The sequence below is a fragment of the Enhydrobacter sp. genome, assembly GCF_030246845.1.
Lineage (GTDB): Bacteria > Pseudomonadota > Alphaproteobacteria > Reyranellales > Reyranellaceae > Reyranella.
Map to the genome: position 1 here is coordinate 4134783 of NZ_CP126889.1, position 17092 is coordinate 4151874.

At 65.3% G+C, this 17092-nt stretch carries 17 protein-coding genes; 15 read left to right on the top strand and 2 right to left on the bottom strand.

The genetic code is table 11. The features are described from left to right. Positions 1-5: 5 nt before the first annotated feature. Together OJF58_RS20625 and OJF58_RS20630 are read right to left on the bottom strand one after the other, a co-directional pair. Positions 6-1223, bottom strand: a complete 1218-nt coding sequence (locus OJF58_RS20625; RefSeq protein WP_300779623.1) for an NADP-dependent isocitrate dehydrogenase — start codon at positions 1221-1223, stop codon at positions 6-8. Positions 1224-1310: 87 nt separating this feature from the next. Then, positions 1311-1904, bottom strand: a complete 594-nt coding sequence (locus tag OJF58_RS20630; RefSeq protein WP_300779624.1) for a TIGR00730 family Rossman fold protein — start codon at positions 1902-1904, stop codon at positions 1311-1313. A 121-nt stretch (positions 1905-2025) separates the two neighbouring features. Here OJF58_RS20630 and OJF58_RS20635 point away from each other — a divergent pair, with 121 nt between their 5' ends. The 15 genes from OJF58_RS20635 (at position 2026) to OJF58_RS20705 (ending at position 17090) form a co-directional block, all read left to right on the top strand. Next, positions 2026-3042 (top strand): LysM peptidoglycan-binding domain-containing protein, encoded by a 1017-nt coding sequence (locus OJF58_RS20635; RefSeq protein WP_300779625.1) that lies wholly within the window; start codon positions 2026-2028, stop codon positions 3040-3042. Between the two features lie 30 nt (positions 3043-3072). Further along, on the top strand, positions 3073-3765 hold the full coding sequence (locus tag OJF58_RS20640) for a phosphatidylserine decarboxylase (RefSeq protein WP_300779626.1): 693 nt from the start codon (positions 3073-3075) through the stop codon (positions 3763-3765). A 20-nt stretch (positions 3766-3785) separates the two neighbouring features. Then, the gene (gene pssA / locus OJF58_RS20645; protein WP_300779627.1) at positions 3786-4613 is read left to right on the top strand and encodes a CDP-diacylglycerol--serine O-phosphatidyltransferase; all 828 of its coding nucleotides are present in this window, start codon (positions 3786-3788) and stop codon (positions 4611-4613) included. Positions 4614-4737: 124 nt separating this feature from the next. Next, positions 4738-4902 carry a Flp family type IVb pilin gene (locus OJF58_RS20650; RefSeq protein ID WP_300779628.1) on the top strand — a complete coding sequence of 55 codons (165 nt, stop codon included), beginning with the start codon at positions 4738-4740 and terminating at the stop codon, positions 4900-4902. Between the two features lie 303 nt (positions 4903-5205). Next, positions 5206-5697 (top strand): prepilin peptidase, encoded by a 492-nt coding sequence (locus OJF58_RS20655; RefSeq protein WP_300779629.1) that lies wholly within the window; start codon positions 5206-5208, stop codon positions 5695-5697. A 40-nt stretch (positions 5698-5737) separates the two neighbouring features. Beyond that, positions 5738-6694 carry a Flp pilus assembly protein CpaB gene (gene cpaB / locus OJF58_RS20660; protein WP_300779630.1) on the top strand — a complete coding sequence of 319 codons (957 nt, stop codon included), beginning with the start codon at positions 5738-5740 and terminating at the stop codon, positions 6692-6694. Continuing rightward, complete coding sequence (locus OJF58_RS20665) at positions 6691-8847, top strand: type II and III secretion system protein family protein (protein ID WP_300779631.1); 2157 nt, start codon at positions 6691-6693, stop codon at positions 8845-8847. Before cpaB ends, OJF58_RS20665 begins: the two co-directional genes overlap by 4 nt. Before the next feature lie 11 nt (positions 8848-8858). Continuing rightward, complete coding sequence (locus OJF58_RS20670) at positions 8859-9539, top strand: CpaD family pilus assembly lipoprotein (protein ID WP_300779632.1); 681 nt, start codon at positions 8859-8861, stop codon at positions 9537-9539. A gap of 10 nt (positions 9540-9549) precedes the next feature. Beyond that, entirely contained in the window at positions 9550-10836 is a 1287-nt protein-coding gene (locus OJF58_RS20675) for a cellulose synthase operon protein YhjQ/BcsQ (RefSeq protein ID WP_300779633.1), read from the top strand. Between the two features lie 9 nt (positions 10837-10845). Continuing rightward, entirely contained in the window at positions 10846-12618 is a 1773-nt protein-coding gene (locus tag OJF58_RS20680) for an ATPase, T2SS/T4P/T4SS family (protein WP_300779634.1), read from the top strand. After that, positions 12615-13622: a type II secretion system F family protein gene (locus OJF58_RS20685; RefSeq protein ID WP_300779635.1), complete on the top strand. Its 1008-nt coding sequence runs from the start codon at positions 12615-12617 to the stop codon at positions 13620-13622. Before OJF58_RS20680 ends, OJF58_RS20685 begins: the two co-directional genes overlap by 4 nt. Before the next feature lie 6 nt (positions 13623-13628). Then, complete coding sequence (locus OJF58_RS20690) at positions 13629-14573, top strand: type II secretion system F family protein (RefSeq protein ID WP_300779636.1); 945 nt, start codon at positions 13629-13631, stop codon at positions 14571-14573. 201 nt (positions 14574-14774) lie between these two features. Continuing rightward, positions 14775-16175: a pilus assembly protein TadG-related protein gene (locus OJF58_RS20695; protein ID WP_300779637.1), complete on the top strand. Its 1401-nt coding sequence runs from the start codon at positions 14775-14777 to the stop codon at positions 16173-16175. Between the two features lie 10 nt (positions 16176-16185). After that, complete coding sequence (locus OJF58_RS20700) at positions 16186-16662, top strand: TadE/TadG family type IV pilus assembly protein (protein WP_300779638.1); 477 nt, start codon at positions 16186-16188, stop codon at positions 16660-16662. Between the two features lie 11 nt (positions 16663-16673). Continuing rightward, positions 16674-17090 carry a TadE/TadG family type IV pilus assembly protein gene (locus tag OJF58_RS20705; protein ID WP_300779639.1) on the top strand — a complete coding sequence of 139 codons (417 nt, stop codon included), beginning with the start codon at positions 16674-16676 and terminating at the stop codon, positions 17088-17090. The last annotated feature ends 2 nt before the right edge of the window (positions 17091-17092 follow it).

The window sequence follows — 17092 nt, forward strand, 5'->3', positions numbered from 1 at the left end:
GAAGATCACCACTTGGCCATCTTGGCCTTGAGGTTTGCGTCCAGTGTATCGAGGAAGTCCTGCGTATTGAGGAACGGATGCTTGGGGTCGATCAGGATCGCGAGATCCTTGGTCATCTTGCCGCTCTCGACCGTCTCGACGCAGACCTTCTCGAGCGTGTCGGCGAACTTCACGACGTCCGGCGTGCCGTCGAACGTGCCGCGGTACTTGAGCCCCTGCGTCCAGGCGAAGATCGAGGCGATCGGGTTGGTCGAGGTCGGCTTGCCCTTCTGGTGCTCGCGGTAGTGGCGCGTCACCGTGCCGTGCGCCGCCTCCGCCTCGACCGTCTTGCCGTCCGGCGTCATCAGCACCGACGTCATGAGGCCGAGCGAGCCGAAACCCTGGGCCACGGTGTCGGACTGCACGTCGCCGTCGTAGTTCTTGCAGGCCCAGATGAAGGCGCCTTCCCACTTCAGCGCCGAGGCGACCATGTCGTCGATCAGGCGGTGCTCGTAGGTGATGCCCTTGGCCTTGAACTTGTCGGCGAACTCCTGGTCGAAGACCTCCTGGAACAAATCCTTGAAGCGGCCGTCGTAGCGCTTGAGGATGGTGTTCTTGGTCGAGAGATAGACCGGCCAGCCGCGCATCAGGCCGTAGTTGAACGAGCTGCGGGCGAAGCCGATGATCGATTCGTCGTTGTTGTACATGGCCATCGCCACGCCGCCGCCCGGGAAGTCGTAGACATCGTGCTCGATCTTCTTGCCGTCGGCGCCCTGGAAGGTGATCGTGAGCTTGCCCTTGCCGGGCACCACGAAATCGGTTGCGCGATACTGGTCACCGAAGGCATGGCGGCCGATCACGATCGGCTTGGTCCAGCCCGGCACCAGCCGTGGCACGTTCTTGCAGACGATCGGCTCGCGGAAGATCGTGCCGCCGATGATGTTGCGGATCGTGCCGTTCGGCGACCGCCACATTTCCTTGAGGTTGAATTCCTTCACCCGCGCCTCGTCGGGCGTGATCGTCGCGCACTTGACGGCGACGCCGTACTGCTGCGTCGCCTTGGCCGAATCGACGGTCACCTGATCGCTGGTCTTGTCGCGATATTCGACGCCGAGATCGTAGTACTTCAGGTCGATGTCGAGGTACGGCAGGATCAGCTTGTCCTTGATGAACTTCCAGATGATGCGGGTCATCTCGTCGCCGTCCATCTCGACGACCGGATTCTTCACCTTGATCTTCGGCATCGTGCTTCCTTTCGAACCCCAAAATCCAACGCGCGCGGCGTTTTAGCGAAGCGGACCGCACGCGGCAAGTTGGCCTCCGGCACGGTCTCAGAGGCGATCCAGCTCCTTTTCCGGAACGGGCGCGCGCGGCATCGCGGCCAAGGTCGGCAACACGTGGTCGAGGTCGCTGACGAACACGACGTGGTCGAGATGGGCGGGCGAGGCGAAACCGCCATCGACCACGCCCTGCAACAAGGCGGCAAGAGGCTCCCAGTAGCCGTCGACGTCGAGGATGGCGATGGGCTTGGCGTGCAGCCCCAGCGTCCGCCAGGAAAGAACCTCGAAGAACTCCTCGAGGGTGCCGATTCCCCCCGGCAGGACCACGAAAGCGTCGGCGCGTTCGAACATCTGCAGCTTGCGCTGGTGCATGTTCTCCACCACCACCGTCTCGCTCAGCTCCGGGTGTCCCGCCTCGCGCTCGAGCAGAAACCGGGGGATAACACCGATCACCCGTCCGCCGGCATCGAGGGCGGCATTGGCAAGGACACCCATGAGGCCAACGCCACCACCGCCATAAATGAGTGTCCTTCGCTCGCGCGCCAGGATTTCGCCCAATTTGGCGGCCATGTCGCGCGCGACGCGGTCCTTGCCGAAGCGGGCGCCGCAAAAGACGCAGACGGAGGTGGGAAAGGGCTCGGACACGGTCGGATTGGTCTCGAAAACAGGGATCCGACGCCTTTCCGGACCCGAGCGGCATGGTATCATTTCGCCCAAGAAAGGGACGGCGCCAATAGCGGTCGGTCGTCGCACCGCTGGGAGTCAAATGTCACGCACTGTTTTCGCGCTGGTGGCGATCGGCGCGGCGGTCATCGCCATTGCCTTGGGAGTCGCTTGGCAGAGGAAGATGAGCGACCGCGAAGCCATGAACCAGGCCAAGGCGACCCAACCGTCGGCACCGCCGGCGGCGCCCGCCGTTCCCGCGCCGGCGCCGGAGGCCAAGTCGGCGCCTGCCCCGACGTCCGCCGTCATGGCGCCGAGCTTCGATGTGGCGCGCATCGATCCCGACGGACGGGCTGTCATCGCCGGCCGTGCCGCCCCGGGGGCGAAGATCGTCCTGCTCGACGGCGGCAAGGAGATCGCCCATGGCGAGGCCGACAGCCGCGGCGAATGGGTGCTGCTCGTGCAGGAGCCGCCGCTCGGTCCCGGTCAGCACGAGCTGCGGGTGGTGCAGCATATCGAGGGGCGGGCGCCTGTCACCTCCGAGCAGGTCGTTGTCGCGGTCGTGCCCAAGCCCGTCCCCGGTTCCAAAGACCAGACACTCGTCATGATCGCGCCGCCGGGCTCGGTTCCGACGCTGGTCCAGCCGCCGACCACGGCCGGGACGCCGAAATCGGGAGACCTTCAGCTCTCGACACTGGACTACGACGAGCAGGGCCAGACGACCGTGACGGGCAGGGCGGCGCCGGGCGGCCATGTCCGCGCCTATATCGACGACAAGATGGTCGGCGAGGGAACGGCGGACAAGGAGGGGCGCTGGAAGTTGACTCCAAAGGCGCCGATCGGGATCGGCAAGCACACGCTGCGGCTCGACAGGCTGGGGGCGGACGGCAAACCGATCGCCCGTCTCGAGATACCGTTTGCCCGGCAGGAGGCGGTTTCGGTGGCGGGCGACAGCCGCCAGCTCCATGTCGTGCGCGGCGACAATCTCTGGAACATCGCGCGCGCCCACTATGGCGAAGGGCTGCGCTACACTGTCATCTTCAACGCCAACAAGGACCAGATTCGGGACCCGAATCTGATATATCCGGGCCAGGTCTTCAGCCTGCCCAAGGTCGACTGAGGGCATCCGGTCCGACGAGCGCGTCCATTCATGCTGGCCAATTTCCTGATCCCCGTCCTCGACGACGGCTGGCGCTTCATCGCCGTTTTCGCAGCGGTGACATTCCTCGCCGCGCTCACCGGCATCGCCTGGCTGTTCTGGCCGCTGATGGCCCTGACCTTGTGGTCGGTGTATTTTTTCCGCGACCCGCCGCGCAGCGTCCCGCAGGAGGACGGCCTTCTGATCGCGCCGGCCGATGGCTTGGTCCAGATGGTCGCCGAGGCCGCGCCGCCGGCCGAGCTCGGTCTCGGCGACCAGCCACTGACCCGCGTCTCGATCTTCTTGAGCGTGTTCGACGTGCATATCAATCGCGCCCCTTGCGCCGGCATGGTCGAGACGATGGCCTATCGGTCCGGCAAGTTCCTGAACGCCGCCGCCGACAAGGCGAGCGAGGACAACGAGCGCATGGCGATCGCCTTCCGCCGCGCCGACGGTCGACTGATCGGTTGTGTCCAGATTGCCGGCTGGGTGGCCCGGCGCATCGTCTGCTCCGTGAAGCCGGGCCAGACGGTGGCGGCGGGCGAGCGCTTCGGCCATATCCGCTTCGGCAGCCGCACCGATCTCTATCTGCCGCCGGGCGCTCGTCTGCTGGTGGCGGCGGGGCAGCGCATGATCGGTGGCGAGACGGTGATGGCCGAGCTCGACCCGGCAATCGGCGCGCCGAGATCGGCGATCGAATTCTAGGGGACCGTAGAGGGACCACCATGGACAGGGACTATCGCAGCCGCCGCGGACTGCGCGGCTTTTCGGTCAACCGGCTCATTCCGAATGTGCTGACGCTGGCGGCTCTTTGCTCAGGGTTGACCGCGATCAGGTTCGCCTTGCGGGGCGAATTCCGCCTGGCCGTGATCGCGATCATCGTGGCGGCGATCTTCGATGCGCTCGATGGCCGGGTTGCCCGGCGTCTGGGGGTCACGAGCCAGTTCGGGGCCGAACTCGACTCGCTGTCCGATTTTCTTTGCTTCGGCGTTACCCCGGCCCTGGTGCTCTATCTCGCCTCGCTGAAGGATGGCGGCGCGCTTGGCTGGGTGGTGACCCTGATGTTCCCGATCTGCTCGGCGCTGCGTCTTGCCCGCTTCAATACCGGCCTGCTGGCCGACACTCCGCCGCCCGCCTGGACCGGGTCCTTCTTTACGGGCGTGCCGGCGCCGGCGGGTGCCTTGCTGGCGCTGATCCCGCTGGTGGTCAGCTTCGAAGCCGAAGCCGCATGGCCTCGGCATCCGCTGGCGGTTGGGGTGACCCTGGTTGTGGTCGGCGGCCTCATGGTGAGCCGCCTTCCGACATTTTCATTCAAAAAAGGGCGGATTCCCCGTCACCTCGTCCTGCCCTCGCTCCTCGCCGCAGCATTGGTCATGGGCGTCATGGCCAGCTCGCCCTGGATCGGGCTGTCCCTGCTGGGGCTTGTCTATATCGGACTCATCCCCTTCAGTTGGCTGGCCTATCGCCGACAGGCGACGCAGGAGCGGGCGGCGCCTTCGGCCGATGTGGTGTCGTTGCGCCGCGTCGACAATCGCCCTAATTTTGAAGAATGATAATTACATCAATCACTTATTTATCTTTCTTCATCTTCCTCATGAGATTTCATTGACTGTAAAGATTGATTTAAATAGTATTTATAAGTCTAGGAATAATCATACAAAAATGGAGATCCCCCTCATGTTGTCTCTTTTCCGTCGATTGATGAAGGATGTCGAAGGTGCGACGGCGATCGAATACACATTGATCGTCTCGCTCATCGCGGTTGCGGCCATTGCCTCTATGCGGACAGTCAGTGGCAAGGTCAGCAACGTGCTGAGCAATGTCAGCGGCGTCATGAGCTGAGTGAGCGGACATAGGCAGCTCACGATGGGCGTCCCCAGCAGTGGGACGCCCTTTTCTTTGAGCTACCATTAGCTGTGATCTTCGATAAATTATTATTTAGATTGAAAGGATTACAGGCTTGATTTAAGGTTAACAAAGAGCTATCGTGCGCGACGATTTCTTTGTTGTTTCACGCCTTGACCATATTTGGCTGTCGCTGAAGGTTTGAATCAAGAATACTTCGTAAGTGATTTTGAAAGAACAACAAAGAGATTTTGGGGAGAGGCAGTGTCGTACCGCGGCAGGTCTCGAATTGGGGGTGGGATGTCGCTGTTGGCGTTTTTGCAGGCTTGTTGCGTGGCCGCCTTTGCCGTCCTGCTGATTGCCGCCGGCTGGCAGGATTTGCGCACCATGCGGATCGCGAACGGCCTGTCCATTGGCATCGCCGCGAGCTTTGCCCTGTGGGCAGCGGCCGGAATGGGCCTCGGTCACCTCGTCCTGGCGCAGATCGGTTGGGCGTTCGCTTGCGCCGCGGCCGTCTTTGGCCTTGGTGCCTTGGCCTTCGCTGTCGGCGCGATTGGCGGCGGGGACGTGAAGCTGCTCGCGGCCGCCAGTTTGTTTGCCGGCCCTGCCCATCAGATCGACTTCCTCACGGTCACCGCGCTCGTCGGCGGATTTCTCGGCCTCGCCATTCTTGCCGGCGCCCGGGTCGGTCCCTCCGACCGCTCCGAAAGCGCCGTGCGTGGGGGCCTACCGTACGGTCCCGCGATCGCTGCCGGCGGCCTGTGGGTTGCCGCTTCGCTCGTGACCGCCTGATCGCGGGGACGAAATGAACAGCAAGCGCATCGTCTTTCTGTTGCTGGCCGTCATCGTCGCCGGCATGACGGCTTTCCTTGCCCGCGCGTGGCTTCAGGGCGAGCGCGCGGCGATCCTGGCGCAAGCGCAAGCCGGCGCCCAACGGAGCCAACCGGCGGCGACCGCCCATAAAGTGCTGGTGGCGAAGGGTCCGATCGGCAGGGGCCACATCGTCAAACCGGACGACCTTCGCTGGCAGGCCTGGCCGGGCGGGGATCTGGCTCCCGCCTATATCCTCGAAGGCAAGCGGCAACTGACCGATTTCGTCGGCGCCGTTGTCCGCAACCCGATGGGGCCGGGCGAGCCCGTCACCGAAACCAAGCTGGTGCTTGCCGGCACCCGCGGCTTTCTGTCCGCCGTGCTGCACCCCGGGATGCGCGCGGTCAGCGTGGCGATTTCGGCGACTTCGGCCGTCTCGGGCTTCATCTACGCGGGCGATCGCGTCGACGTTCTTCTGACGCAGACGCTGAACTCGCCGCAGGGTCAGCACAAGGCGACCGAGACCATCCTGCGCAATGCCCGTGTGATTGCCATAGACCAGAAGGTCGACTCGGCGCCGACCGACAAGCCGGACCTTGCCAAGACGGCCACGCTCGAGCTCACGCCCAAGCAGACCGAGATCGTCACGCTCGCGGTGAAGATGGGCGACTTGTCGTTGGTGCTGCGCAGCCTGCAGGAGAACGACGACAGCGAGTCGGTGACCGGCGAGGATGCGCCGGCCGAGCCGGGCGACAGCTATACCCGCGACGTGCAGGTCAGCCGCCTGATCAGCGACGGCCCTCCACCCCAGCCGCCGGCGCACACAGTGTTCGTTCTGCGCGGCAGCGGCCAGAGCAAGCAAAACCTCGACGACGGCAACGGCGGTTCCGGCAGCGAGGAAGGCCAAGAAGGAAAGCCCGCCGACAAGAAGACGCCGCGTACGACGACGTTCACCCGAACCTACAGCGTGTCGCCATGATAACGATCCCCTCCGTTGCACCGGCGTCGCCCAGGTGGCGCCATGTCGGCGCTTCTCTGGCGCTGGCAGCCTCTTTTGCTTTCGTCCTGCAGCCTGCCATCGCACTCGCCCAGTCGCCGGACAGCGAATCGGCGTCCCAAAGCCATGCAACCAAGCCGAAGCCTCACACCAAGCAGGCCGCGAAGAAGGCTTCGCGGCACGCGGCGAACGACTTCGTCTCCGACGATCTCAACCGGCGCGAGGCGGAACGCGCCGCGCTGGTCGTGCGCGAGCTGACCGGAGAGGCGGCGCCGGCTGCCGGCCCTTCCGGATCCTCGAAAGCTGCCGCCAAACCGACCCACGCGTCCGTTCCCGCCGTCGCGACGGCTGAAAAGCCCCAACGCACGGCAAAGAAGACGTCGAGGCATGCACCCAACGACTTCGTCTCCGACGACCTCAACCGGCGCGAGGCGGAGCGCGCGCAACGGGTCGTCCACGAATTGACCGAGGCCGCGGTTCCGGCGGCTGCAACCCCGACCGTCATGGCGCAGGCCACGTCTGGCGCGACCGACCAGCCGGAAATAATGCACGGCGGTCCTTCGGCGAGTGTGGCGCAGGCCCCGGCGCACACGACCGAGCGGCCCGACGTGCTACGCGGTGCCCCGGCCGACACGGCGCGGACGCCATTGGCCACCGATGCGAAATCGGAATCTCCGCCTCTTCCATCGACGGCCCAGCCGGTGCCCCAGCTCGCGCAAGCGCCGGCGCCTGCGCCCGTGCCGATCCAGCCGCCATCGGGTACAACCACGCCGACCACGCCGCCGGCCGTCGTCGGGGGCGCGCCGGGCCGGGCTTTCGGGCAAAGCCAGGTGGTGCCCCCGCAGCAGCCGACGCTCAGGCTCGAGGTCAACAAGGGAACGGCCGTAAAGCTGCCGGGCCCGGCCTCGACCGTGTTCGTGGCCGCTCCCGACATTGCCGACGTCCAGGTGAAGTCGCCCGGCATGATCTATGTCTTCGCCAAGAAGCCCGGTGACACCGTGCTCTATGCCGTCGACAGCCAGGATCGGGTGCTGCTCAATACTATTGTCAGCGTGACCTCGCCGCTCAGCCGCATCAAGGGCGCGCTCGATTCGATCCATCCTCACAACGGTGTCACCTTCGACAACCAGGGCGAGACGATCGTCCTGGGCGGCACCGTCCGCTCGGCGCAGGTGGCCGAGGACGCGCGGCGCCTTGCGTTGCAGCAGGTCAACGGCAACGCGTCCAAGGTGATCAGCAACATCCAGGTCGATGCGCCGACCCAGGTCCAACTCCAGGTGAAGGTCGCGGAGGTCAATCGCGACTCCCTGAAGCGTGTCGGTATCAACTGGCAGAACATCAGCAATGTCGCCCTGTTCGGCACGGGATGGGCCTCGGCCGGCTTTGCCATCAACACGATCCAGAATACAGGCGGCGCCGCTTCCGGCCTGATCAGGCTGCAGACCAACGGCGGTCTCACGTCACTGATCGATTTCCTCGCCACGCAGGGCCAGGCCACGATTCTCGCCGAGCCCAATCTGATCGCCATGTCCGGGGAGAACGCGAGCTTCTTGGCAGGCGGTGAAATCCCCGTGATCGCGCCGCAAGGCGGGATCACCAATACGATCGCGGTCACCTACAAGCAGGTCGGTATCAGCCTCAATTTCACACCGACGATCATTGGCGACCGCATCAACCTCAAGGTCGCACCGGAGGTGAGCCAGGTCACCACGACCGGACAGGTGAGCGTGCCGATCTCCCCCACGGCGTCGATCATCGTGCCGGCGATCCAGACGCGCCGCGCTTCCACCACTGTCGAGCTCGGAAGCGGGCAGAGCTTCGCGATTGCCGGCCTCATGCAGCGGACGACGAAGCAGGACATCCAGAAGATGCCCTGGCTCGGCGATATTCCCGTGCTGGGCGCGCTCTTCAAGTCCGACGCCTATCAGCGCAACGAAACCGAGCTCGTCATCATCGTCACGCCCTACTTCGTCCAGCCGACGAACGACCAATTGCGCACGCCGCTCACCGCGCGCGTGCCGCCGACCGACGCCGATCGGATCATCTATGGGCGCTTCAACAATCCCACGCCGCCGCAGCGCTTGACGGTGGGCCAGCAGTCGGCCGGCCCAACGGCCGGCTTCAAGCTCAATTAGGAGGGAGTTCGATGCGCTCCATTCTCCTCGTCCTTCTCGCCGCATTGGCGCTTGCCGCCTGCGAAAATCCGGTCGCGCAGGAAGCAATGGTCGACACGCGCACCACGCCGACGCGTGCCGATACCATGCTGGCGATTGGCTTCCGGCCCGGCTCAGGCCAACTCGATGCCGGCCAGGTGCGCGAACTGCAGACCATGGTGGCGGCCGGCCGCGCTGCCGAACGCGACGAGTTCGTGGTGGTGACCGACGGTTCGGGCGGGCCGATCCAGCAGGCGCGTGCACGGCAGGTCATGCACCGCCTCTCGAACGCCGGTGCGCGCTGGGTGGGTTCGACGGTCGAGCCGGCCATGACCATGGGGCCGGACAAGGTGGTCGTGGTCCGTTCCGAGTACCGGATCGCCGAGCGCGACTGTCCCAACTACAACCCGTCCAGCATCGCCAACGTCAACGAGGCGGTGATGGGCGGCTTCGGCTGCGCAACGGCCTACAATTCCGGCCAGATGCTGGCTCGTCCGCGCGATGCGGCCGTCGGCCGCTCGCCCGGACCTGCCGACGCCACCGTCAATGCCGCGGCTGTGCAGCGCTATCGCGAAGGCAAGGTGCGCACGGCGGAAGCCGGCGGCGGCAGCGGCGGCGGCGGGGTGGGCGGCATCGGCGGCGGCTCGGGCGCCACCGGCATGTCCGGCAACTGACGAGGAGAGCATGGCTTCGGCGGGAACGCAGCGCCGGCTGGCGACCACAGACGCGGCGGAAAGACCGGCAATAGCCGCGATGGCCTTCATCGGCGATTCCGTCGCCCAGCGGAGGGTGTCGACCGATCTCTTCGGCATGACTTTGGGCAAGGCGAACGTCCGCGAAGGCTCGATCGCCACTGCGCTGGCCATCAGCGAGTGGCCCCGCGACCTCGATTTGCTGATTGTCGATCTCGCCGATGCCGGCGATCCGGTGGCCGACGCGGCCGCGCTGAAGACCGCCGTTCCCGGCAACTGCATCGTGATCGGCCTCGGCCGGATCAACGACGTGGCGCTCTATCGCGATCTCATGGCTGTCGGTTTCAGCGACTATCTTGCCTTGCCGCTCGCCGAAGGCGCCATGGGGCGTACGGTGGAGCGCGCGTTCGAGATGCGCGAGCGCGGCATCGGCACGGGGGCGGCGAACGGCGCTGCCGCAACGAATGCCAAGCCGCGCACCTTGTCGGTCATCGGCTCGCGCGGCGGCGTGGGCGCGACGACGGTCGCCATCGCGGTTGCCGGCATGCTGGGCCATCGCCTCAAGGAAGACGTCCTGCTGATCGATTTCGACCTGCATTACGGCTCGCTCATGCTGGCGCTCGACCTCGAGGCGATCGATGCGCTGCGCGAAGCGCTCGACCAGCCGGACCGCGTCGACGCGACATTCATCCAGCAGGTCGCGCAAAAGAAGGGCGAATATCTCTATGCGATCGGCGCCGAGGAAGCGCCGACAGGAAGCTTTCAGGCCCGCCCACATGCGGCGAACGACTTCCTTCGCGCGGTGCATCGCCGCTTCCGTTGGGTGGTGGCCGACGTGCCGCGCGGCGATCCGGCGATCCAGCGGCAGGTGATCGAAGCGTCGACCGATGTTCTTCTCGTCACGGACATGTCGCTGCCGGGCGTGCGCGACGCGATGCGCCTGCAGCAGCTCGTCCACGACATCGCGCCGGGCGCCCGCTTGTATCTGGCCACCAGCGGCGTGCTCGATGCGCGACGCTCGGCCGTCAAGGTTGCCGACGTCGAGCGGACGCTCGGCCGCAAGGTCGACTGCCAGGTCTCGGGCGACGTCGCGGCCGCCCTGGCGGCGATCAACTTCGGCAAGCCGGTTGCGGACGCCGTTCCCAACAGCGCGATCGTGAAATCGCTGAAGCCCCTCGTCGCTGCCTTGGACGATTCCTCCAGCTCGGCAGGGCCCGCATCGGCGAGCGTGCTGCTGCGGCTCGCCCACTCGCTCAAGAACCGGAAAGGCAAGAAATAGGGCCGGAACATGTTCGGTTTGCGCAGCAGGAGCACCGCGGCGGTTTCGGAAGCCCGAGCCGATGCGCTCGATCGCCTCGGCCGGCGCGCGCCGGAACGCCGCCCCGACAGCGCCGCCGCGCCGATAGACCGTTCCGCGCGGCTCGACGCCGCTGCGGCGACACTGGCCGAGGCCGTCGGGCCAGGCCTGCAGGCGCTCGTCAAGGCGGGTGCGCCGGCCGGCGAGATCACGCGCCAGGCGGGGCTGCAGACGCAAAGCCATTTCCATGGCCATGGTGTCATCCTTGCGCCGCTCGAGCTGCGTGGGTTCGTGACCGATGTCCTGAGACCGGTGCTGCCGGCCACCAACTTCGCCGCACCGGCGTCGCCGCCGGACACGGACGAAGCACCCGTGGAAGCGACTCGACCGCGGCCGGTCGCGCTTCCCGAGCCCGCCGCATCGCCGCTTCCCGCGCCGTCTCCGGCCCGGCCGCGCGAAGCGCCACGCCCCGAGCCCGACGACAGGTCGATGAGCCGGCTGTCACGCAGCAAGGTCGAGCAGGCTCGCCGCATCGTCCAGTCGCTGGTGATCGGCCGCATCGATCTCGCCGCCGCGGTCAGCCTGCCGCGCAAGGAGCTGGTGCGGCAGTTGGAGGATCTGGTCTCAGAGCTGCTGGCCGAGCACAAGCTGCAGCTCAATCGGCCCGAGCAGGACGATCTCGTCTATCAGCTCGTGAACGACATGCTGGGCCTCGGGCCGCTCGAGCCGCTGCTCGAGGACGAAGGCATCACCGACATCATGGTCAACGGTCCGCGGCAGATCTATGTCGAGAAGCACGGCAAGCTCGAACTGACGTCGGTGACATTCGAGGACAACGCTCATCTCCTCAACATCTGCAATCGCATCGTCAGCCGCATCGGCCGCCGCGTCGACGAATCGAGCCCGATCTGCGATGCGCGCCTGCTGGACGGCAGTCGCGTCAATATCATCATCCCGCCGCTGGCGATCGATGGCGCATCGGTGTCGATCCGCAAGTTCGGCAAGCGGCAGATCGGCTTCGACCAGATGGTGCAGCAGGGCAACATCTCGGCCGCCATGGCGACGCTCCTGCGGATCGCCGCGCGCTCGCGGCTGAACATGATCGTGTCGGGCGGCACGGGGTCGGGCAAGACGACGATGCTGAACGCCCTCTCGGGCATGATCGACAACGGCGAGCGCGTCGTCACCATCGAGGATGCGGCCGAGCTGCGCATGCAGCAGCCGCACGTCGTTCGCCTCGAGACCCGGCCGGCCAATCTCGAAGGCAACGGCGAGATCACGATGCGCGACCTCGTGAAGAATGCGCTGCGCATGCGGCCCGACCGGATCATCCTGGGCGAGGTCCGCGGACCGGAGGCGATCGATCTCCTGCAGGCCATGAACACGGGTCACGACGGCTCGATGGGCACGCTGCACGCCAACCGGCCGCGCGAGGCCCTGACGCGCCTGGAGAACATGGTGACGATGGGCGTATCCAGCCTGCCGCCCAAGGCGATCCGCACCCAGATCGCCGGCTCGCTGCAACTGATCGTGCAGATCAGCCGCATGCGCGACGGCATCCGCCGTGTGACGCACATCACGGAGGTGATGGGCATGGAGGGCGAGGTCATCATCACGCAGGATCTTTTCACCTACGAATTCAAGGGGGAGGCGGCGGACGGCACGCTGAACGGCGCCTTCAAGAGCTCCGGCCTGCGCCCCCACTTCCTGCCGCGTGCCGCCTATTACGGCCTCGACAAGGTGCTGATGGAGGCGATCGCTTGAACGCGCTGGCAGATCATGGACTCGGCATCGATATGGTCGTGGCCTACATCGCGCTGGGGATCGGCATGACGATTCTGGCGCTTGGCGTCGTGTTCGGCGGCTTCTTCGCCGAGCGGCGACTGCGCGACCGCCTGGAAGAGCTCAAGTCGCGCACCCGCTCGGGCCATCGCGCGATCCAGATGGCGACGCTGCGCCGGGCCGAGAATGTCGGCCGGCTCGCCACCGTCGACAGGCTGCTGTGGCGCTGGCTGCCCAATGCCGGCAGCATTCGTCGCAAGCTGCAGGCGTCGGGCATGAAGGTGAGCCTGGGCGAATTCGCCCTGGCTGCGCTCGCTCTCGCCCTGGCGGTGGCCTTCGTGCTGAAGGTGTTGCTGGGCCTGCCGTCCCTGGTGGCCTTTCTGGGCGCGCTGGCGATCGGAGCAGGCGTGCCGAACTTCGTCGTCGGACGCAAGGCGCGCCGGCGTGGCCAGAAGTTCAATCTGCTGTTCCCCGAGGCCGTGGATCTGATGGTCCGCGCCCTGCGCGCCGGCTTGCCGGTTCAGGAGGCGCTCGGCAACGTGGCGCGCGACATCAAGGACCCGGTGGGATCCATCTTCCTGCAGGCACAGCAGGAGATCCAGCTCGGCGTCCCGATCGAGACGGCGCTGTGGCGCGTGGCGCAGACGGTGCAGACCGACGAGTTCAATTTCCTGATCGTCGCCATGTCGATCCAGCGCGACACGGGCGGCAACCTTGCCGAGACGCTGGCAAACCTGAGCGCTCTCCTGCGCGCCCGGCAGCAGCTCAGGCTCAAGATCCGCGCCTTCACGTCCGAGGCACGGGCGACGATGCTGATCATGTCCGGCCTGCCGTTCGTGGTGTGCGGTCTTCTGCTGGTGGTCTCGCCCAGCTACATCAAGCCGCTGTTCACCACCACGACCGGGCTCACGGTCGCCGCCGCGGCCGGCTGCAGCATGGCCATCGGCATCTTCATCATGAACAAGATCGCGACCATCAAGGTGTAGGCGGCGATGCCCTCAGGCGGATCGGACCAGAACTTCATGATCGTCATGGCGGTCGCGGCGCTCGTCTCCTTCTGGGCGCTGTGGCTCGCGGTCACCTGGCAGCCGCCGATGGAGGCCCGTCTCAAGGCGCTGCGCACCCGGCGCATGAAGACGCGCAGCGAGCAGGCGAGCGGTACGCGACCCTCGCCCAAGGCCGCGTCGATCGGCTTCATGCGCGAGATTGCCGACAAGCTCAATCTGCTGCGCGGCGCTGCCGCCGACCAGACCACGCGCAAGCTGCGCCTCGCCGGCTTCCTGTCGCGCGATGCCGCGGTGGTGTACGTCTTCGTCAAGCTCGCGCTGCCGCTGACGCTCGGCTTCGTGATGATCCTGCTGACCTCGGTGACCGGGCTGCTGAAGGTGCCCGACAACCTGACCCTGCCGGTCAGCATAGGGGGCGTTCTGGCAGGCTTCGTGCTGCCCGATCTCTACATCAAGAACGTGACGACCAAGCGCCGGGATACGCTGAACCTGGTCCTGCCTGAAGGCCTCGATCTGCTGACCATCTGCGTCGAAGCGGGGCTCAGCATCGACGCCGCCTTCCGCCGCGTGGCGAAGGAGATGGCGGGATCGATGCCGGAGCTCGCCGCCGAATTCGAGATGACAGCGATCGAGCTCACCTATCTGCCCGACCGCCAGCAGGCGCTCGAGAACATGGCCGAGCGCTCCGATTCGGCCGCCATGGCGGCTCTCGTGAACGCGCTCCGTCAGACCGAGAAATACGGCACGCCGCTTGCCAACTCGCTGCGGATCCTGAGCCAGGAATTCCGTCAGACCCGGGCGGCGAAAGCGGAGGAGAAGGGGGCCCGCATGCCGGCGCTGATGACGGTGCCGCTGATGGTCTTCCTGCTGCCGACCCTGATCATGGTGCTTCTGGCGCCGGCCATAATGTCGATTTTTGCCTTGACCTGACGGCCACAGTTTTCTTACACTTAGCGCATATTTCTATTTTTTTAGTCGAAGCGTACATTCCCTTCGGGGGTTTATTTTGTGCCTCTCAAAGGCACGCACCAATTTTGGGGGTTAATAATGTGGGGATCGTTCTCGCGCATGCTTGGGGCTGCGCGTTCAAAGGCCAGGAGCCTCGTCCGGGATGAGGCCGGTACCATCGTCATGTACGCCGTTGCCGTTCCGGTCTTCGCCGGGGTGGTGGCTGTCGGCGCCGAGACGGGAAACTTCTACCGCGTCAAGCGGCAGATGCAGAATGCGGCCGACGCTGCCGCGCTTTCCGCCTCGATCGACAGCGTGGCGGGCAAGTCCTCGGCGGCCATCGCGACGGACGCGCTGTACCAGGCTCAGCGCAACGGCTTTACCAACGGCGTCGACAACGTCACGGTGACCGTCAACAGTCCGCCGCTCTCGGGCCCCAACGTCAGCACGCCCGGCGCGGTCGAGGTCGTCATCAGGAAGTCGTCGCAGAGCTTCGTTTTCGGCAATGCGCTGAATGCCTTCCTGGGCCAGTCCAGCAATCCGTTCAACCTGACGGCCCGCTCGGTGGCGGCCAGGAGCAGCTACACCAAGTCGGGCCAGACGACGACGACGACCACGAACACCAGTTACGAAGGCTGCCTGGTGGCGTTGACTGACAAGCAAGAGCAGGGGATCAGCTTCAGCTCCTTCAACAATTTCAAGTCCGACTGCTCGGTCCTGTCCAACGGCACGGCGTCGACCAACGACAAGAACGCTTCCATCTACTTCACGTCGTTCAACACGGCGAACTTCAACACGATCTGGTCGCGCGGCTCGTTCTATCAGGCGAGCTCGAACAAGCTGACCTACAATTCGCTGATCACCAATCAGACGACCAAGGTCGTGGATCCCTACGCCTCGCTGCCGGATCCGACCCTGGGCCCGTCGAGCACGGCGTGCACCTACACCAACTTCAAGGCGCCCAGCGGCAGCTCCGTCACCCTCTTGCCGGGCACCTACTGCGGCGGCCTCGATATCGAAGGAGGCGTCAGCACCGTCTACTTCATGGCGGGCACCTACTACATCGCCAACGGTGATTTCTTCATCACGAGCGTGAACAATATCTCTTGCTCGAACTGCGTCGACGGCAGTTCCGGCGTCACGATCGTCCTCACCCGCACCTCGGACTATCCCACCTCCGCAATCGGTGGCTTCAAGATCACGTCCGAGAACAACGTGACGCTCAGCGCTCCGCCGAGCGGCCCTTACAAGGGAGTTCTGGTCTACCAGGATCGCAATGCCGACGTCGGCACGATGACTACGACCTCCAAGATCTTCACCTTGTACTCGCTCAACAACGCGAAGCTGGCCGGGGCGATCTATTTCCCGAACAATCGTATCGACCTGTCGAGCCTCAACAACGCCGGCAACAGCACGCAAGGCTGCACGGTATGGATCGGCCGCTACGTCAAGTTCTCGTCGTACAACAACAACTTCATTGCCGGCTGCAGCCTCTTCGGCACCACGCCGGCAGGCATTCAGACGACGACGACCACGACCGGCACGGGGCCCGTCACCGTTACGACGAGCCGAGTGGTGGAGTAAGGGCCACGTCATGCGCCATCCTCTCGATGGGCTCCTGCGGCGGTTCGCGCCGCAGGACGGCGGCAATGTCCTGATCGAGTTCGCGCTCGCCTTGCCGGTCCTCTGCCTCATGCTGGTCGGCGGTTTCGACATCGGCCGCTATGCGTTGCAGAAGTCGGCCATCGCCCAGGGCGCCCGCGCCGGCGCGCAGTACGGGGTCTTCAACCCGACCGATTCGGCCAACATCAATGCGACGGCGCAGAGCGCGTCGGGCCTCAGCGGCGTTACGGCGACCAACACCGTCTTCTGCGAATGCACGGCGGGAACGTCGATCTCGTGCTCGACGACCTGCGGCTCCGGCCAGCCGCCGACCAAGTACATCACCGTCAGCACGAGCAAGGGATATTCGTCCGTGGTCGCGCGGTCCACGGTCGACTTCGGCATCTTCGGAAGCTGGACGCCGCCCACGTCGATGTCGGCGTCCGTGACGATGATCGTTCCTCAATAAGGCCAGCTCAAATGACCTTGCCGGGCAAGTTTGGCCAGCTTTGGTCCGACAGATGTGGCGGCGCCGCCCTCGAGTTCGCCATGGTGGCGCCGGTGTTCATCGGATTGACGCTGGGCGCGCTCGAGCTCGGGCGCATGTACTATGTCCGCCAGAATCTGGAATATGCGACCGAGCAGGCCGCCCGCTACTACAGCCTGAATCCGAGCGCGTCGACGTCCGACGTGACGAGCAAGTTCGACGGTTTTTTGGTGGGCAATATCGCCAGCAACGCGACCGTTTCCTATGCCGACACGACCAACTGCAACGGCAACGCCTATGTCGTCTGCACGACGGTCACTGCCACCTACCCGTTCTCCTTCACCAGTTCCTATCTCGGATTCGCACCCACGACCCTGACGGCGAGGTCGCGGGCCGTTCGCCAGCAATGATC

Coding starts and splice junctions, on each gene's coding strand:
- OJF58_RS20625 (WP_300779623.1), bottom strand. CDS start 1,223: ATGCCGAAGATCAAGGTGAAGAATCCGGTCGTCGAGATGGACGGCGAC.
- OJF58_RS20635 (WP_300779625.1), top strand. CDS start 2,026: ATGTCACGCACTGTTTTCGCGCTGGTGGCGATCGGCGCGGCGGTCATC.
- OJF58_RS20640 (WP_300779626.1), top strand. CDS start 3,073: ATGCTGGCCAATTTCCTGATCCCCGTCCTCGACGACGGCTGGCGCTTC.
- pssA (WP_300779627.1), top strand. CDS start 3,786: ATGGACAGGGACTATCGCAGCCGCCGCGGACTGCGCGGCTTTTCGGTC.
- OJF58_RS20650 (WP_300779628.1), top strand. CDS start 4,738: ATGTTGTCTCTTTTCCGTCGATTGATGAAGGATGTCGAAGGTGCGACG.
- OJF58_RS20655 (WP_300779629.1), top strand. CDS start 5,206: ATGTCGCTGTTGGCGTTTTTGCAGGCTTGTTGCGTGGCCGCCTTTGCC.
- OJF58_RS20665 (WP_300779631.1), top strand. CDS start 6,691: ATGATAACGATCCCCTCCGTTGCACCGGCGTCGCCCAGGTGGCGCCAT.
- OJF58_RS20670 (WP_300779632.1), top strand. CDS start 8,859: ATGCGCTCCATTCTCCTCGTCCTTCTCGCCGCATTGGCGCTTGCCGCC.
- OJF58_RS20675 (WP_300779633.1), top strand. CDS start 9,550: ATGGCTTCGGCGGGAACGCAGCGCCGGCTGGCGACCACAGACGCGGCG.
- OJF58_RS20680 (WP_300779634.1), top strand. CDS start 10,846: ATGTTCGGTTTGCGCAGCAGGAGCACCGCGGCGGTTTCGGAAGCCCGA.
- OJF58_RS20690 (WP_300779636.1), top strand. CDS start 13,629: ATGCCCTCAGGCGGATCGGACCAGAACTTCATGATCGTCATGGCGGTC.
- OJF58_RS20695 (WP_300779637.1), top strand. CDS start 14,775: ATGTACGCCGTTGCCGTTCCGGTCTTCGCCGGGGTGGTGGCTGTCGGC.
- OJF58_RS20700 (WP_300779638.1), top strand. CDS start 16,186: ATGCGCCATCCTCTCGATGGGCTCCTGCGGCGGTTCGCGCCGCAGGAC.
- OJF58_RS20705 (WP_300779639.1), top strand. CDS start 16,674: ATGACCTTGCCGGGCAAGTTTGGCCAGCTTTGGTCCGACAGATGTGGC.